This window comes from Herbaspirillum sp. GCM10030257 (genome assembly GCF_042666555.1).
GTDB lineage: Bacteria > Pseudomonadota > Gammaproteobacteria > Burkholderiales > Burkholderiaceae_D > Noviherbaspirillum.
Window position 1 is genome coordinate 340,110 of record NZ_JBHTDH010000005.1, and the last position, 21,449, is coordinate 361,558.

Below are 21,449 nucleotides of genomic sequence, written 5' to 3' on the forward strand. Positions count from 1 at the left end.
TGCTCACCTGTTCGTGACCGGGTAGACGCCCTGCGGACGCCACAGCAAAATGGCGATCATCAGGAGAATGTTGGAAAAGAGGGCGACTTTCGGCACCAGAAAGCCGGTGTAGTTGGCCAGCAAGCCAACCAGCAGCGCGCCGAGGAAGCAGCCGCCGGTAGAGCCGAGGCCGCCAATGATGATGACAATGAAGATCAGCACGTTGACCTGCGCGCCCATCTGCGGAATCACATTCTGCTGGTACAGGCCCCACATCACGCCGCCGAGGCCGGCCAGGGCCGAGCCAGCAATGAAGACGCCGACGAACAGGCGGCGGATCCGGTAACCGAGGCTTTCGACCATTTCGCGATCCTGCACGCCAGCACGGATCAGCAGTCCGAGCTTGGTGCGGTTCAGTACCAGGACCAGCGCAGCGAACACCGCCAGTCCAACCACCACCGCGATCAGCCGGTATTTTTCGATGGCTGCGTCACCGAGCAGCACCGAGCCGCGCAGGGCGGTCGGCAAGGGCAGCGGAATTTGCGCAGGGCCCCAGATGACCTTGATCAATTCTTCGCCGACCACCATGCCGCCCATCGTGATCAGTATCTGTTTCAGATGCTGGCCGTACACCACCCGCACCAGCACCCGTTCGAATACGGCGCCGAGCACGCCGGCCACGACCATTGCCGCCAGCATCGCCAAGCCGAGCGCACCAAGGTTCTGCGCCAGGCTGTCGGCGTTGCTCCAGTCCGACATCGAACCCATCACCGACACCGCGACGAAGGCGCCAAGTGCGATGAACACGCCGTGGCCGAAGTTGAGTACGTCCATCAGGCCAAAGATCAGCGTCAGGCCCGAAGCGATGATGAAGATGATCATTCCCATCGCCAGCCCGGCCGCGGTCAGCGTGACCCAGGTCGACGTGGAGCCGACGAAGGGCAGGGCGGCCAGGGCCAGCACTGGCACCAGTGCCAGCGGCATCCAGTCGATTTTCCTGGCCACCGGCGGCGCGATGGCTACGGGCGTTGCCTTGTCCACGGTTGTCCCTGCCTTGTCTGTGATCGGCACTGCGGAAGTCTGTTCCGTTGTCGTTCCCATCGTTATTCCTTAATGATGCGCAGCCAGCGACAGGCCGAGCAGGCGGGTTTGCAACTCTTCGTCCTCTGCCAGTTCCGCCATCTGTCCACGGTGCACAATCTTGCCGTCATCCATCACCGCTACCGTATCGCCCAGTTGCCTGGCGAAGTTGAAATTCTGCTCGACCAGCAGGATGGTCGTGTCGGTCTGCTTCAGCTCACGGAAGGCGGCGATCATGTTGGCGATGATGGCCGGCGCCAGGCCTTTGCTTGGCTCGTCGATCAGCAACAGTTTGCGCGGTTCGACGATGGCGCGCGATACGGCCAGCATCTGCTTTTGGCCACCGGACAGTTTGCCCGCCGGGTGCAGCCAGAATTTTTTCATCGCCGGGAACAAGCCAAAGATCCACTCCAGCCGCTGCGTGTCGATGTCATCGACGCGGCGTGCGCCACGTGCCGCCAGCAGCATGTTTTCCTTGACCGACAGGTCGGAAAAAATACCCATGCTTTCGGGAACGTACGCGATGCCCAGCTGCGAAATATCGGGTGTCGACGTTGCGGTAATATCCCGGCCGTCGAAACTGATGCGGCCCTGCGATGCCTGCCACAGGCCGATGATGGTGCGCAGCGTCGTGGTTTTACCGGCGCCGTTGCGGCCCAGCAGCATGGTCAGTTGTCCGCGCGGCACGTCAAGGTCGACGCCGTGCAGGATGTGATAGGCGCCGATATGCGTATGCACACCGTCGAGTTTGAGCAAGGGGGCATTCATGCCGCTTCCTCCACCGGCGCAAGGCCGAGATACGCTTGTTGTACAACCGGCGACGAAATCACCGTTTCCGGGTCGCCGTCGGCCATCAGGGTGCCGTTGTGCAGCACGATGATGCGGTCGGCCAGTTCCCGCACCACGTCCATCTTGTGCTCGACCAGCAGGATGGTCCTGTCGCCTCGCGCCTTCAGCGCACGGATCAGGTCCAGGATCACCGGCACTTCATCGACGCTCATGCCGGCCGTCGGTTCGTCGAACATGTAGACATCGGGATCGAGCGCCATCAGCAGCCCGACTTCCAGCTTGCGCTGGTCACCGTGCGGCAGGGCCGATGCCTGCACGTCGTGCTTGGAAAGCAGCGCCACGCTGTCGAGCAATTGCTCGGCCCGCTCGATCAGGTCGCGATGGTGGCTCCAGACATTCCACATATCCAGGCCCACACGACGGCGCGACTGCAAGGCCAGTCGCACGTTTTCCATCACGCTGAGATTCGGGAACAGGCTGGTCAGCTGGAAGGCGCGGCCCAGGCCGGCATGGGTGCGCGCCGAGGCCGACAGCGATGAGATGTCATTCCCGTTGAGTAGCACCTGACCTGCGCTCGGCTTGAGTTGACCGGAGATCAGGTTGAAATAGGTGGTCTTGCCGGCGCCGTTGGGGCCGACGATGGCGGTCAGGGTACCGGGGGCGAATTTGCACGACACCGCATTGACAGCGACATGGCCGCCGAAGCGGATGGTCAGGTCGCGGGTTTCAAGTGTGCCGGCGTGAGAGCCCGGGGATTGAGGCTGGGACATGGGTGCTCCGCGGTTGAAATCACCTGCATGCGGGCTCCTTCCCCCTCGTAGGGGGAAGGCTGGGATGGGGGTGAGGAGGTCGTGCAGGGGGCTGCGCTTGATTCAACCTTCACACCCCCACCCTAACCCTCCCCCTACGAGGGGGAGGGGACCGGCATGAGGAAGAATTACGGATAAATTGTGGTTCCGATGGCGAAGCTGTCACAACCTCGCCACACCACTCAATCAATCAACGCTTGTTCTTGATCGGAATGTTCATGTCTTCGGCCTTGATCTCGCGCACCAGCTCCGGGACACCCCATGGGAAAGCGGGATCGACCTTGATCTTGAAGTGATACATCGATTGCATCGCCTGATGGTCTTCCTTGCGGAAAGTCATCTTGCCCTTCGGCGTCTCGAAGCTCATGCCTTCCATGGTCGAGATCAGCTTTTCGGTATTGGTGTCGCCACCGGTCTTTTTCAGCGCTTCTACCAGTGCAATACCGGCCGACATGCCGCCGGCGGTAAAGAAGTCAGGCGGATTCTTGTATCGCTTGTAGTGCTCGGACACCAGCCAGTTGTTGGCCGGATTCTTCGGAATGCCGAAGTAGTAGTAGGTCGCGCCTTCCATGCCGGGGAAGTTTTTGTAGGCGGCCATGGCCGGCAGGATGTTACCGCCGGTGGCGATCTCGATGCCGTAACGCTTGGGATCGAGGTCGGCGATCTTGAACGGATTGCCGGCGCCAGCCCAGATGATGAATATCACCTTGCGGCCCGGCTTGTCCTTCAGCGAATCGAACAGACGTTGCGCACCGGCGGTAAAGTCGGTGGTATTGGTCGGCAGGTATTCTTCATGGACGATCTTGGCCTTCTTCAGCGCGTCCTTGAAAGCCTTGACGCCGTCACGGCCGAACGCATAGTCCTGCGCCAGCGTGGCAATGGTCACGCCTTCCTTATCGAGCGCCACGGCGTTGGAGATCGCGTCCTGCGAAGAGTTGCGGCCGGTGCGGAAGATGTAGCGGTTCCACTTGTCGCCGGTGATCGCATCGGCGACCGCCGGCTCGACCAGCAGGATCTTCTTGTATTCTTCGGCGATCGGCAGCATCGCCAGCGCCACACCGGAGCCGGTCGGGCCGACCGCGATGTCGGCCTTGTCGTCGGCATAGGCAGCGGAAAGCTGCGACTTGGCGACGTCAGGCTTGCCCTGGGTATCCTTTTCGATAACCACCAGCTTGTTGCCGTTCACCGTCATGGTGCCGCCTGTTGCATAGTCCAGGCCCATCATCAGGCCGATCTGCGTCTGCTTCGCGTAGGCTTCCAGCGGACCGGTCTTGTCGTACACGTGGGCGATCTTGATATCTTTGGCGTGGACTGCTGTGGTGCAGCAAAGCGCGGCGACTGCCGCAAGCAGGTGATGTCTCATGTCTCACTTCCTCTGAAGAGTTGTTGTTTTTACTGCCGTGATCTGTCGTGGAACCGTAGCGGACGGCGGACGGAATCAGGCTTGAAGCAGGTTACTCCAAGGCGTGTTTCGAGGAAAGTAGTAAAACTACGATGGACGTTGATCCGGCGCATTGTGAGCGCATTGCCGCAAAAAGGCAGGCGTCGGATGGTGTCCGAAAACGGCTAGACGCTGAGCCGGCCGGCGCGTATAACGTTCGACATGGATACCGTTACCCCCCTCTCTGTAGAGCCGCCAGATGCCATGGACAGCGCCAGCTGCTACCGTGCGCTCGCTGCGAAAGATACGCGGTTCGACGGCGTGTTTTTCACCGGAGTGACCACGACCGGCGTTTACTGCAGGCCGGTATGCACGGTGAAGACGCCGCGCGCTTCGTCCTGCCGTTTCTTCAGCAGCGCGGCGGCGGCCGAAGCTGCCGGTTTTCGTCCTTGCCTGCGCTGCCGTCCGGAACTGGCGCCGTACGCGCTTCAGGAAAACCTGGCGCATGCGGTGTGGCAGCGTATCGCCAGCGGTGCGTTAAATGATGGCGATGTCGAACGCCTGGCCGCGGAAGTCGGACTGTCGTCACGGCAGCTGCGGCGTGTGCTGTTGCAGCATTTCGGTGTTACCCCGGTTGAACTGGCGCAGACCCAACGACTGTTGTTCGCCAAGAAGCTGTTGCAGGAAACCCAGATGCCGATGACCGATGTGGCGTTTGCCGCGGGCTTCGGCAGTGTCCGGCGATTCAACGCCCTGTTTGCCCAGCGCTACGGGATGGCGCCCGGCAGCATTCGCCGTGCGGTGCCAAGACCCACGGCAACACCCGATGCATTGACGCTGCGCCTTGCCTATCGTCCTCCGCTCCAGTGGGAACGCTTGCTGGGCTACCTGTCCGGTCGCGCGATCGCCGGAGTCGAGGCGGTGGACCTGCAAGCGGCGGCTTACTTGCGCAGCGTGCGTCTGGATAGCGCCACCGGATGGGTGCGCGCCACGCATGTGCCATCGCGGCATCAGCTCGAACTGGAAGTCGCACCGTCGCTGGCCCCGGTCCTGATGCCGCTGCTCGGACGGATGCGCAAGCTGTTCGACCTCGATGCCAACCCGGCCATCATTGAAGCGCATCTGAAGCAGGACCCGTTGCTCGGCCCGCGTATCACCGCGACGCCGGGCCTGCGCGTGCCAGGTGCATTCGACGCTTTCGAGCTTGCCGTGCGGGCTGTGCTCGGGCAGCAGGTCAGCGTGGCCGGTGCCACCACGCTGTCGGGACGGCTGGTGCAGCGCTTCGGGACACTATCAGCCACGCCGTTTGCCGCCGTCACGCACGCCTTTCCGCTGCCGGCAGTGCTGTCACAGGCGGACGTCAGTGATATAGCGGCCATCGGCTTGCCGCAGACACGCGCGCAGACGATACGCAACCTTGCGCAATTTGCCGCGCAAGGCGGCTTGCATATGCGGCCAGGCATGACGCTGGACGATGCGGTGACCTGCCTGAGGACGGTACGTGGCATCGGTGACTGGACTGCGCATTACATTGCGTTGCGGGCGCTCCGTTTTCCTGATGCCTTTCCAGCCGGCGACCTTGGACTGCAAAAAGCAGCGGCCGAAGAGGGTGGCCGTCTCACGGAAAAGCAACTTGCCGCCCGGGCCAGTGCCTGGGCGCCATGGCGCGGTTATGCCGCACTTTCATTGTGGATGGGATAGACATGACTTCATACTCCGAATACCGCAGCCCCTTGGGCATCTTGCTGCTTGCCGCCACCGAGCGCGGCCTGTCGGGCCTGTATTTCGAGCAGCACAAATACTTCAAGGGCACGCAGGATTGGCGGCGCGACGATGCGCATGAACATCTTTTGCGTACGAAGGAACAACTCGATGAATACTTTGCCGGACAGCGACAGGTATTCGATGTCGCGCTCGATTTGCGTGGCACACCCTTCCAGCGTGCGGTTTGGGATGCTCTGGCATCGCTGCCTTTTGGACTAACCGCGACTTATCAATCCATTGCACAACGTGTTGCCAGTCCGAAGGCGGTACGTGCGGTGGGGACGGCGATCGGACGTAATCCGGTATCGATCATCGTGCCATGCCATCGGGTATTGGGAAGCTCGGGTGCATTGTCCGGTTATGCGGGCGGACTCGATCGCAAGAGGTACTTGCTGGCGCTGGAAGAAAAGAATGATCGTGGTACCGAAACGCTGATACCGGCTGCGGCGGATTTTTTCACTGGTGGTCAGCGGCAGCTTTTGCTGCAGGAATAGGGAAGGAATAGAGGGAAAAGAAATGGCTGGACTGGCCAGCCGCTTTGATCAGCAGTGTGCAGTGCTATCCGCGGCGTCTCGCGCATGGAGGGTTGCGCGTGAACCGCAGGTGCATGCAGCACACTGCCGAAAAGCTCGATTACTTCGCGCCAGCCGCTGCGCCAGCGCCACCGCCTGCGGCACCTGCGCCTGCGCCAGTGCCTGCACCGGAGCCAGTACCGGCGCCAACACCGGTAGTGCCAGTGGTACCCGCACCCGACATGCCGGATGAAGTGGTTGTGGACGAGCCTGCAGCGGAGCTAGGAGTCGGCACGTTGCTGCTCGGCGAAGACATGCCGGACGAGGACGAGCTGCTTGGGCTTGTGCTGGAAGCGCCGCTGGAGCTGGAGCCGTAGCCGCCGGAGCCGGACCTCATGCCGGAGCCAGAGGTGCCGCATGCGCTCAACACCAATGCGCATACCAGGGGGATAGTCCATTTCATCATAAGAATTCTCCTTAAGAATCGTTCAGTTACCAGAGACAACTGGATGACATGCTCATGCCAAAATTGCATGTTGCGAATGTGTAGAAACTTTCAATACTCGAAAGTTCCGGCAGATGCATTTGGTTACACGACACGGTCAATATGGCGTATCTGTGCGTCACTGGCGTACTCGTTGATCGACCTTATCGCTGCAGTCTGAACGCAATGGGAAGATCGATGAAAAAGCATGCGCAAGATCGCGGAAACCTTGGCACGCTATGGAAAGCCGTGGCAAATTACAGGCATCCGCGACAGGTGAAGCGAAGGTAAGGCCGGATTGACCAAGCCGGAATGGCTCTTCGATTACTTCGCTACCTCATTACCAAGCAGGCCACCCACTGCAGCACCGCCTACCGTACCCATGGTACTGCCGCCGGTTACTGCATGCCCTGCCACACCGCCAAGCACAGCGCCGGTGCCCACACCTACCTGCTGCCTTGTTGGTGTGCCGCATGCCGAGAGTGCGGATGCCAATGTGATGGCGCTTATTACTGAAATCAAAGTACGTTGTTTCATCATATCCTCCGGAACGTTGGAATCCATCGCTTCCCATCACCATCGGAAAACAATGTCTTATGGCTTTTGCAAAAGTTCGACCTTTGCGCTACGGTGATAGTTCCGGTTTGGCATTGTCTTGAAGAATGGCTTGTTGATATCGCGCATCTAGGATCTAAGCTTCCATGCACGCATGTACGGTACGGCAATCCTCACTATGGAAGGACGCAACATGATCAAGGGAAGTTGTATGTGTGGTGGCGTGCAATACGAATACGGCGGAAACTTCGGCACCATCACCGTATGTCACTGCAACGATTGCCGTAAGGCGCAAGGTACCAGCGCGGTCGTCGCCGCACCGGTCGACAGAAAGCAGTTCCAGTGGGTGCAAGGCGAGGAACTGATCACCGAATACGAGTCTTCGCCGGGCAAGAAGCGCGCATTTTGCAGCCGCTGCGGCTCGCCGTTGTATTCACGCCGGGATGACACGCCGGACGTATTGCGTTTGCGCATGGGGACGATAGACACCCCGACCGAAGCTACGCCTGCCGCGCATATTTTTACCTTAGGCATTCCGCCATGGGCTGCGATCAATGACGTGCTGCCGCAGTACGATACGCACGAACCGGGGCGGAGCTGAAGGCTTGAATTGCATGTTTGATTGTCGCGTATCGGATACCAAGAAGTACGTGACATTGCGAGGCATTGCAGGATCAATGGCCTGAAATGCAGAACGGCTTGCGCCTACGCGCATGCCGTTCTGTTTTTCTGTTTGGTTCATGTCCTTATCCGCAAACGAGCGAACCGAAACACGAACACATTCGCGAAATAAAGCGTTTAAGCGGCCTTCTTCGCTGATGCTTTTTTAGCGACGGCTTTCTTCGCAGCCGGCTTGGCGACACTCTTGGCCGGTGCCGCTTTCTTCGGTGCTTCCTCCGCTGCCGCGTCCTTTTCCGCAGCCTTGCCCTTGGCGGGTGCCTTGGCCTTGCGCTCTTCAAACTCGAAGCTCACCTTGCCGGCTTTGTCTTTTACCAGGTAAGCCTTGAAAGGCCTGCGGGTACGTTGCGAAATGAAACCTGGCAGCAGATCGGTCTTGCCATCATTGAGCAGCTTGGCCATCTGCTCGGGCAGGATTTCCTGTTGCAGGATAATACGACCGCTGCGGAAGTCGCAGGCCTTGGGTTTGGCGACAGTCTTTTCGCAGACATAGGCCAAGCCCATTTCGTACACGCCGCTGCCGCACTTGGGGCAAGCACCGAGCGCTGTCTGTCCAGTGAAATCGACACCTTCGCCATCTTCACCTTCATCCTGGTTCTGACCGAAATCGAATTCCAGCTTGAAGTTGTTGATTTCCTCGTCGCGTACGATCTTCAGGATGGCTGCAAACGGACGGCCCATCTTGGAACGGAAGCCTTGCAAGGGACCGATCTCGCGCTTCGCCAGCAACTCTTCGACTTCCGCAATTTCGAACTGGCGGCTGCCGGGGATTTTGCTCATCGAGAATTCGCACTTGGTGCAGGCGAAACGGCGATAGTTTTCCTTCACCACGCCGCCGCAATTCGGGCACGGCGTCTTCAGCGTTGCATAGTCGCCGGGGATGGTGTCGTTGTTGTATTCCTTCGCGCGCTTGACGATGATTTGCGTCATCTGCGCGATCTCTCGCATGAATTCCTCACGGCTGATCTTGCCGCGTTCCATCTGAGACAGCTTGTATTCCCATTCGCCGGTGAGTTCAGGTGCGGTCAGTTCATTCACGCCCAGACCGCGCAGCAAGGTCATCAGCTGGAAGGCCTTTGCCGTCGGAATGATTTCGCGCCCCTCGCGCAGCAGGTATTTTTCATTGAGCAAGCCTTCGATGATTGCCGCGCGCGTCGCTGGGGTGCCGAGGCCCTTGCCGGCCATTGCTTCACGCAGGTCTTCATCGTCGACCAGTTTGCCCGCACCTTCCATTGCCGACAGCAGCGTTGCTTCCGAATACCGGGCAGGCGGTTTGGTCACCAGACCGTTCGCGGTGATTTTTTCGGTTTTGACCTTTTCATCCTTCGCCACGGGAACCAGCGTGCCGGCATTTTCCTTGTCGTCGTCGTTGGCCGCTTCCTTGCCGTAGATAGCCAGCCAACCCGGATTGGTCATGACCTTGCCTTCGGTCTTGAACTGATGACCGGAGACTTCGGTATAGCGGGTCGTTACCTGGAATTCGGCTGCAGGGAAGAACACCGCCATGAAACGGCGTGTTACCAGGTCGTACAGCTTTTGCTCGGGTTCCGACAGGTTCTTCGGTGCCTGGGTGGTAGGAATGATGGCGAAGTGATCGCTGATCTTGCTGTTGTCGAAAATGCGCTTGTTCGGCTTGACCCAGTTCTTGTTCAGGATCTGGGAGGCGAACTGCTGATAGTTATGGTTTTCCGACACTGTTTCCAGCGTTTGCCTGACCGTCTGCAGATAGTCTTCCGGCAGGTGGCGCGAGTCAGTACGCGGATAGGTCAGCACCTTGTGCTTTTCGTACAACGCCTGTGCCAGGCCAAGCGTGTTCTTCGCAGAAAAGCCGAAGCGTGCATTGGCCTCGCGCTGCAGGCTGGTCAGGTCGAACAGGGCCGGCGCCATCTGGGTGGCCGGTTTCGATTCTTCAGTAACGGTGCCCTGCTTGCCGCGACAGGCGGCAACGATGGATTCGGCGGCAGCCTTGCTCCACAATCGTTCGGCGCGTTTTTCCGGATCGGTTTCGTCCTTCTTGAACTTGGTGTCGAGCCAGCGGCCTTCATAGATGCCGGCGGCACAGACGAATTCGGCGCGCACTTCCCAATAGTCGCGTGGCACGAAATTCTTGATCTTTTCTTCCCGCTCCACCACGATCGACAGGGTCGGCGTCTGTACGCGACCGACGGTCGTCAGGTAGAAACCGCCTTCCTTGGAATTGAAGGCAGTCATCGCGCGCGTGCCATTGATGCCGATCAGCCAGTCGGCCTCGCTGCGGCAGCGTGCGGCATCGGCCAGCGGCAGCATTTCGCGGTCTTCGCGCAGCCGGGCAAAGCCTTCGCGTATTGCGCCCTGCGTCATGGATTGCAGCCACAGACGCTTGATCGGCTGCTTGGCTTTCGCGTATTGCACGATCAGGCGGAAGATCAGTTCGCCTTCGCGCCCGGCGTCGCATGCGTTGATAAGAGCGGTGACATCCTTGCGCTTGATCAACTTATTCAATACCTTCAATCGCGATTCGGTCTTGGCGATCGGGTTGAGGGCAAAATGCGGCGGGATCATCGGCAAGTGCGTGAACGTCCACTTGCCGCGTTTGACGTCATATTCTTCCGGAACCGCGATTTCGACCAAATGGCCGACTGCGGAGGACAGGACATACTCGTCGGATTCAAAGTACTCATCGTGCTTTGTAAAGCCGCCGAGCGCCTTCGCGATATCGTTCGCGACAGAGGGCTTCTCTGCGATGATGAGGGTCTTGGTCATAAGCGTATTCTCTATAGTGCGCGGCTGGCGCGGTAACGCGGTAATGGCAGGTAGATGGGCTTGCTTCAGTGCAACCCCTACTAATATAGCAATTTATCTGGAGATTGAGCGGCCAATGATAAGCGCGTTGCGGGAGAAACCGCAAGCAACGAGAAATGTGAGTGCCCGCTGTGCGACGGTATACCGTACGGCAACAGCAGGCGGATGCTGCGGATAAACGTATGAACCGCCGTGTCGGCGATGGTTGCGGTTGCAGTGCTATTGCTGCTAATGCAAGAGGCGCGGCTCGGCGTCTTCGTCGTCGGAAAACAATTCATCGAAGATCAGGCCATCCGGTTCCTTGCCCTGGCTCCATAGCACCATCAGGACAATCACCTTGATCTTGTCGAGCGATACTTGTGAGTCGCTCACAGCAAGTGCGCGCTCAATGATGATTTCTCGCTGGATGGAATCGATGACTTTGGCTGACTCAAGAAACTGCAGGAAGCCGACAGTCTCTGTGCCTAGTACATCCATTTCCCGCTGCGCGTAGATGCGGATGCCGAAGGAAAATGCAGCCTGCTGCGGATAGCGGTCGGAAAACTCATTGGTCGCTTCGGCAAGATCGGTTAGCCAGCCGAGTGCTTTGGAAATCTCTTCTTCCTCAAAGCCGACAGCGGACAGCTTCTTGACGAGTGCTTCCGAATCCGGACAGGCGTCGGGACGGTAATAAGTTTCGTAGAGGTAAACGAGAACGTCGAACATGATTTCACTGTACCGTTAAGGTCATTGTCCGATGTGCAGGACAGCAACCAGGTTGCGAATAAATGACACTCTCGTGATCATCTTTTCTTGCATGAAAACACCTGAAGCCAAGAAAAGAGGTGCCATGCCAGCGACAGTACAAATAAATTGCAGTCTTACAGGTACAGCATATCTTAAAAAAGAAAATGCTGACAGCGTGTTTTTGGTATCAGGATGTTGCCACCCGGCGGATCATTCCACCGGGAAGAGTTTCCACCAGGCCATCAAGTTCATGCGTCAAAAGACGTGCGCTCAGTTCGGCAATACCGATTTCGCAACGCGCCGCCAACGTATCCATATCGACCGGGTCGTAACCCAGCGCAGAAAGTACCATACATTCTGGCGCGCTGCCGGAAACCGCAGGGGTCTTGACCGCAGGCAACCGGGAAGGCAGTTCGCCGAGTTCTTCAAGGATGTGTTGTGCCGAGTCGACCAGCTTGGCTCCTTGCCGGATCAGCAGATGGCAGCCTTTGGACAGCGGCGAGTGGATGGAGCCGGGTATTGCAAATACATCGCGTCCCTGTTCGGCCGCCATGCGCGCAGTGATCAAGGAACCGGACTGTGCTGCGGCTTCGATGACCAATACGCCGCGCGACAGGCCGGAGATAATCCGGTTACGGCGCGGGAAATGCGACGCGAGCGGCCCCTCTCCCAGGGCGTACTCACTGACGATGCAGCCCTGATCTGCAATCTGGTGCGCAAGTGCACGATTACGTGCCGGGTAAACCGTATCAGCACCGGTGCCGATGACGGCAATGGTCGAGCCGACGCCGCGCAGTCCGCCGAGATGTGCAGCGGTATCGATGCCCAGCGCCTGGCCGGAAACGATGGTCAGGCATTCGCGGCTGAGCGATTCGGAAAATTTCTCTGCATTCAGGACGCCCTGGGCGGTGGCATTGCGGCTGCCGACAACGGCAATCGACGTGGCCCGCAACAGGTCGATGCGCCCTTTAATATAGAGCAGCAGCGGCGGGTCGGAAATATTGAGCAGCTGCCGCGGATAGTCCTCGTCGGCCAGCGTCAGTACGCGATTACCCGGAAGGCTTGCCCAGTCCAGTGTCTTGTCGATCAGCGCGCGCGTGTCACTTGACAACGGTGCCAGCAAGGCACGGGCAACCCGCTCGGGCACGACGGCGGCAAGCGCCTCGAAGTCGGCCTCAAAGACTTGTTGCGGCAAGCCGAAGGCCGACAGTAGCTTGCGTCCTGTTTCGTTCCCTATGCCCGGCGTTTGTTCAAAGCGTATCCATCGCGCGAGGTCCCGCGCCCAGTCGGTATCGATCATCGCGTGATGTTAGTCTGGTGAGCGGGCAACGTCGCCTATCTGGACGCTGTCGGTCACCTGCATCACAAGACCATACGAGATGTTGTCGAACACCCGGAAAACGAACAGGCTGCCATACTGGGTGTCGGGAAGCTTGACCTTCTTGCGGCCCCAGGACGAAAACGAAAAGAAACCGCTGTCGTCGGTACGGTCGGACACTACCTGGCCGAAGCGATACAGTTCCAGCACCGTCCCGGTGTCGAGGCCATCCTTGCTGCCGCGGTTCACGGTCACGATCTGGTTCTGGCCCGCCTGCGACACGCCGCCATAGACAGAGACGATGCGTGCATCGACATTGGCCTCGGGCGGATGCGGCATGTAATTCAGGATGGGCGTCGGTGGCACTGGCATCAGGCGGTCGCCGATGCCCATTTCTTCCTTGACCGTGACGACCCGGAACACATGCGCTTCATCGGGCGATTTGGCCTCGCGTTCAAGCTTGACCGTACCTAGGTAAGCCGCCTCGTAGCCGATGACCTTGCCTGTGCTTGGATCTTTGAGAGGAATCCCGGGTCGAAATACCTGAAATGAAGTGCCGGACTGCAGGTCGCCGCGTACATAGGCCTTGTCATTCTTGCCAAGGATGACCCGTCCTTCGTCGGTTGCCATGATGCGCGGAACGTTCTTGAGTTCATTTTCCGAAACGATCAGCGGTTGTGACAGGAAAGGCTCGATCACACTGGAGGGGATGGCCGGAATTGCGTCCTGGCCCAGGCCTTCGGTGCGCACCTGTGGCGACAGTTTGACAGTCGGCATACCGGACGCGGAACCTACTGCATTGCCGAGGCGAAGCCTGCCGCTGGCGCGGTCGAAATAGACGATCTGGCCCGGATAAATCCAGTGCGGGTCGCGGATCTGGTCGCGGTTCAGGCCCCAGACTTGTGGCCAGCACCAGGGATGCTGCAGGAATTTGCCGGAAATGTCCCATAGCGTATCGCCGCGAACTACCTTATGCTGGTCAGGCGCATTGGGCAGGAAAGCACAGCGCGGGGAAATCGTACCGTTGTCGCCGGTGGCCGCGAAGCCATTTGCAGCCGACGCCAGAGCGAGTAGAAGGGCTGCTGTGCTAAACTTTTTCATAAATGTATCCGGTGAACGTGGCTTGTGTGGCGTGACTCCAACCTCATATCCATCGCGACGGTGATCGCCACTGTATATTGCCAACGTGTAAAGAATTGCCGCGACAAAACTTGTCAAAGTGAATCAAATTCTGCACATAAATCCTTGAACTAGCAAGAGAAACGACACCTCGTCAAGACGAGGTTGTTGCACAAAAGCCGTATGTCCCTATTAAATATTTTGCGTTATCCCGATCCGCGTTTGCATAAGGTGGCCAAGCCGGTCACCGTTTTCGACGCGCGCCTGAAGAAGCTGGCCGCCGACATGGCTGAAACCATGTACGAAGCGCCCGGCGTTGGTCTTGCCGCAACCCAGGTCGACGTGCATGAACAGCTCATCGTCATCGACACCTCGGATACCCATGACCAGCTGCAGGTTTTCATCAATCCCGAAATCACCTGGGCCAGCGAAGAGCGCCGCGTCTATGACGAGGGCTGTCTGTCGGTGCCTGGGATTTACGACGGCGTCGAGCGACCGGCCCGCGTAAAAGTCAAAGCCCTTGACCTTGACGGTAAACCCTTTGAAATCGAGGCTGACGACTTGCTGGCAGTCTGTATCCAGCACGAAATGGATCATCTGAAAGGCAAGGTCTTCGTCGAGTACCTGTCGCCGCTGAAGCGCAATCGCATCAAGACCAAGTTGCTCAAGGAAGAGCGAGAGCTGAGCCGTGACAAGAAGAAAACGGCTGCCGTACGCTAGATCTCGGCCAGTCCTTACTTGTTATCGAACTGACCCTGTTGCCTGTGCCCGGCAGGTAGGCTGGCGGCAAGCTAACGGAGCCCAGCTTCGCGGGACGCGCGAACTCCCTCTGCTTGTGCAACGCAAACGTTGCCAAAATTTTACTGCCGCTCCATGAAAATCATCTTTGCCGGTACCCCCGAATTTGCCGCGGTCGCCCTCGAAGCCCTGCACAATGCCGGCTTCTCGATTCCCCTGGTACTCACCCAGCCCGACCGCCCGGCCGGACGCGGAATGCATTTGCAGGCTTCCCCGGTCAAGCAGTTCGCGCTGGCTCATAACATACCGGTGGCCCAGCCGCAATCGCTGCGACTGGACGGCAAGTATCCGGAGGTGGCCGAAGAAGCGCACGCACTGCTGCATGCGACACCGCATGACGTGATGGTGGTTGCGGCCTACGGACTGATCTTGCCGCGCAGCGTCCTGGAAATCCCGAGATTCGGATGCATCAACATCCATGCGTCGCTGTTGCCACGATGGCGCGGCGCGGCGCCGATCCATCGTGCAATTGAAGCTGGCGATGTGGAAGCCGGCGTCACCATCATGCAGATGGAAGAAGGGCTGGATACAGGACCCATGCTGCTCATGGAAAGCCTGCCGATTGCCCCTGACGAAACGACGGCGACGCTGCACGACAAACTGGCGACGCTGGGAGGAAAGTTGATTGCCGACGCTCTGCATAAGCTTGAGCGGGGCGCATTATCGCCTACTCCCCAGCCGGAGCAGGGGACGACCTACGCGGCCAAGATCGCCAAAGAAGAAGCCGCCCTCGACCTGACACAACCGGCGGCCGTGCTGCACCGCAAACTGCGGGCCTTCAATCCATTTCCCGGCGCGGTTGCCCATTTCAATAACATTCCGGTGAAATTCTGGCGTGCTGAGCTGGCGGCGGCACCGGCCGGCGCAATGCCGGGACAAGTCCTTGCGGCCAATGGCCATGATGGTGTGCTGGTCGCCTGTGGTGAAGGTGCATTGCGCGTACTGGAATTGCAGAAGCCCGGTGGCAAGCGCCTGGCCGCTGTGGAGTTCCTTAAAGGTTTTCCCCTGGAAGGGGGGCGCTTCAGTTAGCGACCTGCTGTATCTCAACAACGTATTACATGACAATAAGAAAGCTTGTGCCGGATTGCGGCCAGATTTTTACTAGAAAGCATGAATCCATGTGGTTACAGTCTGGCGCTTTCTACGAAGCGAGCGCAGCTTTTCCATGTTTCTTCCCTTGTTACCCAACATATTGATTTCACGTATAATTTTTACTGCGCCGATTTGATTGGAAAAAGTCAAAACCCAGCTTGCGGGCGCCAGGGTCCAAGCCCCATACCAAATGCAGCTAAAGCGGACATCAGAACCCGGTCCCGCTTTGCAGGCCGGGTTTTTTGCTTTAAGGGATAACATGAAACGCGACGCCATTTCCTCCACTGAAGCGCTATTGCGCGACCTCCTGTCACAACGCATCCTGATTCTCGACGGTGCGATGGGTACCATGGTCCAGCAATACAAGCTGAGCGAAGAAGATTTCCGTGGCACGCGTTTCGCCGATTTTTCGGTGCCCGGCAAGGAAGTTTTCGTCAAGGGCAACAATGATTTGCTGGTGCTGACACAGCCGCAGATCATCCAGGAAATCCACGAGAAATACCTGGCGGCCGGTGCCGACCTGATCGAAACCAATACCTTCGGCGCAACCAGTGTCGCGCAGGACGATTACCACATGGGCCATCTCGCCTATGAGATGAACGTCGCCGCGGCGAAGATCGCCCGCGCCGCCGTCGACAAATATTCAAGCGCCGACAAGCCGCGTTTTGTCGCCGGTGCCCTCGGGCCGACACCAAAGACGGCCTCGATTTCGCCGGATGTCAACGACCCGGCGGCCCGCAACGTCACTTTCGACCAACTCGTTGCTGCCTACCTTGAACAGGTGCGCGGTCTTGTCGAAGGCGGTGTCGATGTGCTGCTGGTCGAGACGATTTTTGACACGCTCAACTGCAAGGCGGCGCTGTTCGCGATCGACACCTATTTCGAAGAAGCGGGCAAGCGCCTGCCGATCATGATTTCCGGTACCGTTACCGACGCCTCTGGCCGCATCTTGTCGGGCCAGACCGTCGCGGCTTTCTGGCATTCGGTGCGTCATGCGCGTCCGCTGACGGTCGGTCTCAACTGCGCGCTCGGGGCTGCGTTGATGCGCCCGTATGCGGAAGAACTGTCGAAGATCGCCGACACCTTTATTTCCGTTTATCCGAACGCCGGTCTGCCCAACCCGATGGCGGATACCGGTTTTGATGAAACGCCGGACGTGACTTCCTCGCTGCTGAAGGAATTTGCCGAGAGCGGCTTTGTGAACGTGGCCGGCGGATGCTGCGGCACCACGCCTGACCATATCAAGGCGATTGCCGATGCCGTGCGTGAACTGCCGCCACGCAAGGTGCCCGTGCTGGCACCGACAATGAAACTGTCAGGCCTGGAGCCATTCATCATCGATGAAGACTCGCTGTTCGTGAACGTTGGCGAACGTACCAACGTGACCGGCTCGAAAGCCTTTGCCCGCATGATCCTCAACGAGCAATACGACGAAGCCTTGTCGGTTGCCCGCCAGCAGGTGGAAAACGGCGCGCAGATCATCGACATCAACATGGATGAAGCGATGCTGGATTCGGTCGCGGCGATGACGCGCTTCCTCAATCTGATCGCGTCCGAGCCCGATATCGCGCGCGTGCCGATCATGATCGACTCGTCGAAGTGGTCAGTGATCAAAGCTGGCCTCAAGTGCGTGCAGGGTAAGTCGATTGTCAATTCGATTTCGATGAAAGAAGGCGAGGAAGAGTTTCTACGCCAGGCCAAGCTGTGCCGCCGCTATGGTGCCGCAGTGATCGTGATGGCGTTCGACGAGAAAGGCCAGGCCGATACCTTCGAGCGCAAGATCGAAATCTGCGAACGCGCCTACAAGCTGCTCACTGAAAAGCTTAGCTTCCCGCCGGAAGACATCATCTTCGATCCGAACATTTTTGCGATTGCCACCGGTATCGAAGAGCATAACAACTACGCGGTCGACTTCATCAACGCGACTCGCTGGATCCGGGAAAACCTGCCGCATGCGAAGATCAGCGGCGGTGTTTCCAACGTCAGCTTCAGCTTCCGCGGCAACGATCCGGCGCGTGAAGCGATTCACACCGTATTCCTTTACCATGCGATCAAGGCAGGCCTGACGATGGGCATCGTCAATGCCGGCATGGTCGGTGTGTATGATGAACTGTCGCCCGAATTGCGGGAGCGTGTCGAAGACGTGGTGCTGAACCGCCGGGACGATGCCACCGAGCGCATGATTGAAATTGCCGCTACGTTGAAGGCTGGCGGCAAGAAGGAAGAGCAGAACCTGGAGTGGCGCAGCGATCCGGTTGAAAAGCGTCTGGCCCATGCGCTGGTGCACGGCATTACGCAATGGATCGTCGAAGACACGGAAGAAGCACGCGTCAAGGTCTTCAATAGCGGCGGTCGCCCGATCAATGTGATCGAAGGCCCGCTGATGGACGGCATGAACATCGTCGGTGACCTGTTCGGCCAAGGCAAGATGTTCCTGCCCCAGGTCGTCAAATCGGCGCGTGTGATGAAGCAGGCGGTCGCGCATTTGATTCCCTACATCGAGGAAGAGAAGCGACTGGAAGAGCAGCGCACCGGCATCGTCGCCAAACCCAAGGGCAAGATCGTGATCGCAACGGTCAAGGGCGACGTGCACGACATCGGCAAGAACATCGTGTCCGTGGTCCTGCAGTGCAACAACTTCGAAGTCGTGAACATGGGCGTGATGGTGCCGTGCTCCGAAATCCTCGCCAAAGCCAAGGCGGAAAATGCCGACATCATCGGATTGTCCGGCCTGATCACGCCTTCGCTGGAAGAGATGGCGCATGTTGCCAAGGAAATGCAGCGCGATCCGCATTTCCGCATGATGAAGATTCCTCTGCTGATTGGTGGCGCCACCACCAGCCGTGCGCACACCGCTGTGAAAATTGCCCCCAATTATGAGGGTCCGGTGGTCTATGTGCCGGATGCGTCGCGCTCGGTATCGGTTGCGCAATCCTTGCTGACGCAGGAGCAGCGCGACCAGTACGTCGAAGATATCAAGAAAGACTACGAGCGTATCCGCGAACAGCATGCGAACAAGAAGGCGGTGCCGATGGTGTCGTTGGCCGATGCGCGGGCCAACAAGACCCGGCTGGAGTTCGCGCCAGTCAAGCCGAAGTTCATTGGACGCCGCGTATTCAAGAATGTCGATCTCGGCGTGCTGGCGCAGTACATCGACTGGGGTCCGTTCTTCCAGACCTGGGATCTGGCCGGACCATTCCCGGCGATCCTGAAGGACGACATCGTTGGCGAGCAAGCGAGCAAGGTCTATGAAGAAGGCCAAGCGATGCTGAAGAAAATCATTGAAGGCCGCTGGCTTACCGCTAATGGCGTGATCGCCTTGCTTCCGGCAAACACCGTCAATGATGACGATATCGAAATTTATACCGACGACACGCGTACCAAGGTGGCTTTCACCTATTACGGTGTACGCCAGCAAACCGCCAAACCGGTGATTGATGGCGTCGCGCGTCCCAACCAGTGTCTCGCGGATTTCATCGCACCGAAGTCTTCGGGCATTGCCGATTACATCGGCTTGTTTGCGGTCACCACCGGTATCGGTATTGAAAAGTACGAGAAGCGTTTCGAGGATGCCTATGACGACTACAGCAGCATCATGCTCAAATCACTGGCTGACCGTCTGGCGGAAGCCTTTGCGGAACACTTGCATGAACGTGTACGCAAGGATTTGTGGGGTTATGCGGCGGACGAAAATCTGAGTAACCAGGATCTGATCAAGGAAGCTTACCGTGGTATTCGTCCGGCACCGGGTTATCCGGCCTGCCCGGAACACACGGTCAAGGCCGACATGTTCAAGCTGCTCCAGTGCGAGGAAGTCGGCATGCGGGTTACCGAGTCCTTCGCTATGTTCCCCGGCGCATCGGTATCGGGTTTCTACTTCGCGCACCCCGATTCGAAATATTTCGTCGTCGGAAAGATTGCAGAAGATCAGGTTAACGACATGGCGGCGCGCCGTGGCGTGAGCAAGGATGAACTGGAGCGTTGGCTGGCGCCTAATTTGTAGTCTCAACAACGAAAAGCGGTGCATTGCTGTTAGGCAGCGCACCGCTTTTAGCCATCAAGGTTTTTGGCTCAATGCGCGCTACGCGCTACCGCATCACTCCATTCAAATGCCGAAACCTGCAGGTTATACAGGTCTTCGCTGCTTAGGCGCAGACGGTCAATAAGCTCGTCAAACATCGAACCGGCTTCTTCGATCTGCTCTATATGTTCGGCAAGCCGGAGCATGGAGCCGTACAATCCCTTGCGATGCAACAGTGCATCGCAAACTTCGTCAATAACCGCAACCTGCTCCAGAATTTCCTTCATCGGAATACTGAACAGCGTATCCATCAGTGACATGATCCCCACGGTGAACGCGGTGTCCGCCATGCTTTGGTTACGAGGCTCTATCTGTTGCGCGATCAGTTCAAGCAACTTGCCGCGCGTCGCTGCCAACGTCAGCAATGGCGTCATGCTATGGCCCTTCTTGCAGGGTTCCGCGTACAACATGATTTGAAGCCAGCGCTGTAGCTGGCTGCGACCGAGCAGCATCAGGGCCTGGTTGACCGAATCGATACGGCGGCGCGCACCCACTGCCGGCGTATTCACCAGGCGCAGTAAATTGAAGCAGAGCGAGACATCCTGCTTGACGCTGCGCTCGATGTCCGCAGTGTCGGCGTCTGAATTCAGCTGTCCCATCAGTTGCATGATGGCGAGCTGCGATGGCGATAATTTCTTACCAGTCAGGATGACCGGTTTCGCGAAATAGTAACCCTGGAAGAAATCGAAGCCGAGCTTCATGCAGGTATCAAATTGCTCCTGTGTCTCCACTTTTTCGGCGAGCAGTGCCTTACCTGCCAGCTTGAATTGCGGCATCAGTTTGAGCAGCGCGGAAAGCGGCATGTCGCGCAAGTCAAACTTGATGATTTCCACCAGCGGCAGCAGTTGTTTTACTTCGGTCGTGTCGGCAATGACATCGTCCAGCGCGAATCGAAAACCTTCCTTCACGAGCTGCTCGATACGCGCCAGGATTTCCGGTGTCACTTTCATCGTCTCGACGATTTCAAGCACAACCTTTTCGCGCGGCAGGAACTGGAAGATATCGCTCATTAATACTGCCGCATCGACATTCAGGTAACCGAGCGAATCGCCGATCACTTTTTCCATGCCTAGCTGGGAAGTATGCGCAATCACGGATGCGGTCGCCGACAAATCGCTGGTGACGTTGGCCGGTCCGGTAGCTGCATTGCGGAATAGCAGTTCGTACGCCACCAGCGCCTGGTTACGGTCGAGGATGGGTTGGCGGGCAAGAAAGAATTCGCGCACGCGCAGTGGGCGTGTCGCACCGTTCTCTGGCAAGGAAGTGGCAATCATCGCGTTATTCTTGTCTTCGCCATCGTTGGAGGGAGCGAGCCATGCACCGCCTGTCCGCATTCGCAAGTGCGAACAGGTCGTATGGGTCACAGGTAGCGATTGAGATTGACCGTCGGTTCTCCGGCCTAAAACTACTCCGCTACACTGCAACGCACACGGCCTCTTCGCACGTGGTCAACGTTCGGCGAGTTACAACTCTTCTTTTAATACACTCTAGCGCATTTTAATT

Annotated in this window: 18 protein-coding genes; 7 read left to right on the forward strand and 11 right to left on the reverse strand. The window is 58.2% G+C overall.

Features of this window, described 5'->3' with window-relative positions:
* Nucleotides 1-3: 3 nt before the first annotated feature.
* The 4 genes from ACFQUU_RS10470 to ACFQUU_RS10485 all read right to left on the reverse strand — a co-directional run bounded on the left by ACFQUU_RS10470 (nt 4) and on the right by ACFQUU_RS10485 (nt 4,020).
* Nucleotides 4-963: a branched-chain amino acid ABC transporter permease gene (locus ACFQUU_RS10470; protein ID WP_382246716.1), complete on the reverse strand. Its 960-nt coding sequence runs from the start codon at nt 961-963 to the stop codon at nt 4-6.
* 126 nt (nt 964-1,089) lie between these two features.
* Entirely contained in the window at nt 1,090-1,827 is a 738-nt protein-coding gene (locus ACFQUU_RS10475) for an ABC transporter ATP-binding protein (RefSeq protein ID WP_382246589.1), read from the reverse strand.
* A complete protein-coding gene (locus tag ACFQUU_RS10480) occupies nt 1,824-2,618 on the reverse strand; it encodes an ABC transporter ATP-binding protein (protein WP_382246592.1) in 795 nt (264 codons plus the stop codon). Before ACFQUU_RS10480 ends, ACFQUU_RS10475 begins: the two co-directional genes overlap by 4 nt.
* A gap of 229 nt (nt 2,619-2,847) precedes the next feature.
* Entirely contained in the window at nt 2,848-4,020 is a 1,173-nt protein-coding gene (locus tag ACFQUU_RS10485) for a substrate-binding domain-containing protein (protein WP_382246595.1), read from the reverse strand.
* Nucleotides 4,021-4,260: 240 nt separating this feature from the next.
* Here ACFQUU_RS10485 and ACFQUU_RS10490 point away from each other — a divergent pair, with 240 nt between their 5' ends.
* The 3 genes from ACFQUU_RS10490 (at nt 4,261) to ACFQUU_RS10500 (ending at nt 6,691) form a co-directional block, all read left to right on the forward strand.
* Nucleotides 4,261-5,739 carry a DNA-3-methyladenine glycosylase 2 family protein gene (locus tag ACFQUU_RS10490; RefSeq protein ID WP_382246598.1) on the forward strand — a complete coding sequence of 493 codons (1,479 nt, stop codon included), beginning with the start codon at nt 4,261-4,263 and terminating at the stop codon, nt 5,737-5,739.
* 2 nt (nt 5,740-5,741) lie between these two features.
* The gene (locus ACFQUU_RS10495; RefSeq protein ID WP_382246600.1) at nt 5,742-6,296 is read left to right on the forward strand and encodes a methylated-DNA--[protein]-cysteine S-methyltransferase; all 555 of its coding nucleotides are present in this window, start codon (nt 5,742-5,744) and stop codon (nt 6,294-6,296) included.
* Between the two features lie 113 nt (nt 6,297-6,409).
* A complete protein-coding gene (locus ACFQUU_RS10500; protein WP_382246603.1) occupies nt 6,410-6,691 on the forward strand; it encodes a hypothetical protein in 282 nt (93 codons plus the stop codon).
* A gap of 431 nt (nt 6,692-7,122) precedes the next feature.
* Here ACFQUU_RS10500 and ACFQUU_RS10505 read toward each other — a convergent pair whose 3' ends face one another.
* On the reverse strand, nt 7,123-7,335 hold the full coding sequence (locus ACFQUU_RS10505) for a glycine zipper 2TM domain-containing protein (protein ID WP_382246719.1): 213 nt from the start codon (nt 7,333-7,335) through the stop codon (nt 7,123-7,125).
* A gap of 211 nt (nt 7,336-7,546) precedes the next feature.
* On the opposite strand from ACFQUU_RS10505, the gene ACFQUU_RS10510 reads away from it, so the two are divergent.
* On the forward strand, nt 7,547-7,954 hold the full coding sequence (locus tag ACFQUU_RS10510) for a GFA family protein (RefSeq protein ID WP_382246606.1): 408 nt from the start codon (nt 7,547-7,549) through the stop codon (nt 7,952-7,954).
* Between the two features lie 197 nt (nt 7,955-8,151).
* On the opposite strand, the gene ACFQUU_RS10515 is transcribed toward ACFQUU_RS10510, so the two are convergent.
* The 4 genes from ACFQUU_RS10515 to ACFQUU_RS10530 all read right to left on the reverse strand — a co-directional run bounded on the left by ACFQUU_RS10515 (nt 8,152) and on the right by ACFQUU_RS10530 (nt 13,957).
* Nucleotides 8,152-10,773, reverse strand: a complete 2,622-nt coding sequence (locus tag ACFQUU_RS10515; RefSeq protein WP_382246609.1) for a DNA topoisomerase III — start codon at nt 10,771-10,773, stop codon at nt 8,152-8,154.
* 267 nt (nt 10,774-11,040) lie between these two features.
* Nucleotides 11,041-11,517 (reverse strand): DUF494 family protein, encoded by a 477-nt coding sequence (locus tag ACFQUU_RS10520; RefSeq protein WP_382246612.1) that lies wholly within the window; start codon nt 11,515-11,517, stop codon nt 11,041-11,043.
* A 208-nt stretch (nt 11,518-11,725) separates the two neighbouring features.
* Nucleotides 11,726-12,838, reverse strand: coding sequence for a DNA-processing protein DprA (gene dprA / locus ACFQUU_RS10525; RefSeq protein ID WP_382246615.1), 1,113 nt, complete (start codon nt 12,836-12,838; stop codon nt 11,726-11,728).
* 9 nt (nt 12,839-12,847) lie between these two features.
* On the reverse strand, nt 12,848-13,957 hold the full coding sequence (locus ACFQUU_RS10530; RefSeq protein WP_382246618.1) for a LysM peptidoglycan-binding domain-containing protein: 1,110 nt from the start codon (nt 13,955-13,957) through the stop codon (nt 12,848-12,850).
* A 201-nt stretch (nt 13,958-14,158) separates the two neighbouring features.
* On the opposite strand from ACFQUU_RS10530, the gene def reads away from it, so the two are divergent.
* Together def and fmt are read left to right on the forward strand one after the other, a co-directional pair.
* The gene (def, locus tag ACFQUU_RS10535; protein WP_382246621.1) at nt 14,159-14,695 is read left to right on the forward strand and encodes a peptide deformylase; all 537 of its coding nucleotides are present in this window, start codon (nt 14,159-14,161) and stop codon (nt 14,693-14,695) included.
* 153 nt (nt 14,696-14,848) lie between these two features.
* Nucleotides 14,849-15,802: a methionyl-tRNA formyltransferase gene (fmt, locus tag ACFQUU_RS10540; RefSeq protein WP_382246624.1), complete on the forward strand. Its 954-nt coding sequence runs from the start codon at nt 14,849-14,851 to the stop codon at nt 15,800-15,802.
* A 72-nt stretch (nt 15,803-15,874) separates the two neighbouring features.
* Here fmt and ACFQUU_RS10545 read toward each other — a convergent pair whose 3' ends face one another.
* Nucleotides 15,875-16,126 (reverse strand): hypothetical protein, encoded by a 252-nt coding sequence (locus ACFQUU_RS10545; protein WP_382246627.1) that lies wholly within the window; start codon nt 16,124-16,126, stop codon nt 15,875-15,877.
* Here ACFQUU_RS10545 and metH point away from each other — a divergent pair.
* Entirely contained in the window at nt 16,125-19,868 is a 3,744-nt protein-coding gene (gene metH / locus ACFQUU_RS10550) for a methionine synthase (protein WP_382246630.1), read from the forward strand. The genes ACFQUU_RS10545 and metH overlap by 2 nt on opposite strands.
* A 68-nt stretch (nt 19,869-19,936) precedes the next feature.
* On the opposite strand, the gene ACFQUU_RS10555 is transcribed toward metH, so the two are convergent.
* Nucleotides 19,937-21,220 carry an EAL and HDOD domain-containing protein gene (locus ACFQUU_RS10555; RefSeq protein WP_382246722.1) on the reverse strand — a complete coding sequence of 428 codons (1,284 nt, stop codon included), beginning with the start codon at nt 21,218-21,220 and terminating at the stop codon, nt 19,937-19,939.
* Nucleotides 21,221-21,449: the final 229 nt, after the last annotated feature.

Coding starts and splice junctions, on each gene's coding strand:
- ACFQUU_RS10485 (WP_382246595.1), bottom strand. CDS start 4,020: ATGAGACATCACCTGCTTGCGGCAGTCGCCGCGCTTTGCTGCACCACA.
- ACFQUU_RS10520 (WP_382246612.1), bottom strand. CDS start 11,517: ATGTTCGACGTTCTCGTTTACCTCTACGAAACTTATTACCGTCCCGAC.
- ACFQUU_RS10530 (WP_382246618.1), bottom strand. CDS start 13,957: ATGAAAAAGTTTAGCACAGCAGCCCTTCTACTCGCTCTGGCGTCGGCT.
- ACFQUU_RS10515 (WP_382246609.1), bottom strand. CDS start 10,773: ATGACCAAGACCCTCATCATCGCAGAGAAGCCCTCTGTCGCGAACGAT.
- metH (WP_382246630.1), top strand. CDS start 16,125: ATGAAACGCGACGCCATTTCCTCCACTGAAGCGCTATTGCGCGACCTC.
- ACFQUU_RS10490 (WP_382246598.1), top strand. CDS start 4,261: ATGGATACCGTTACCCCCCTCTCTGTAGAGCCGCCAGATGCCATGGAC.
- ACFQUU_RS10475 (WP_382246589.1), bottom strand. CDS start 1,827: ATGAATGCCCCCTTGCTCAAACTCGACGGTGTGCATACGCATATCGGC.
- ACFQUU_RS10470 (WP_382246716.1), bottom strand. CDS start 963: ATGCCGCTGGCACTGGTGCCAGTGCTGGCCCTGGCCGCCCTGCCCTTC.
- ACFQUU_RS10510 (WP_382246606.1), top strand. CDS start 7,547: ATGATCAAGGGAAGTTGTATGTGTGGTGGCGTGCAATACGAATACGGC.
- ACFQUU_RS10505 (WP_382246719.1), bottom strand. CDS start 7,335: ATGAAACAACGTACTTTGATTTCAGTAATAAGCGCCATCACATTGGCA.
- ACFQUU_RS10495 (WP_382246600.1), top strand. CDS start 5,742: ATGACTTCATACTCCGAATACCGCAGCCCCTTGGGCATCTTGCTGCTT.
- ACFQUU_RS10500 (WP_382246603.1), top strand. CDS start 6,410: ATGCAGCACACTGCCGAAAAGCTCGATTACTTCGCGCCAGCCGCTGCG.
- dprA (WP_382246615.1), bottom strand. CDS start 12,838: ATGATCGATACCGACTGGGCGCGGGACCTCGCGCGATGGATACGCTTT.
- def (WP_382246621.1), top strand. CDS start 14,159: ATGTCCCTATTAAATATTTTGCGTTATCCCGATCCGCGTTTGCATAAG.
- fmt (WP_382246624.1), top strand. CDS start 14,849: ATGAAAATCATCTTTGCCGGTACCCCCGAATTTGCCGCGGTCGCCCTC.
- ACFQUU_RS10555 (WP_382246722.1), bottom strand. CDS start 21,220: ATGATTGCCACTTCCTTGCCAGAGAACGGTGCGACACGCCCACTGCGC.
- ACFQUU_RS10480 (WP_382246592.1), bottom strand. CDS start 2,618: ATGTCCCAGCCTCAATCCCCGGGCTCTCACGCCGGCACACTTGAAACC.
- ACFQUU_RS10545 (WP_382246627.1), bottom strand. CDS start 16,126: ATGTTATCCCTTAAAGCAAAAAACCCGGCCTGCAAAGCGGGACCGGGT.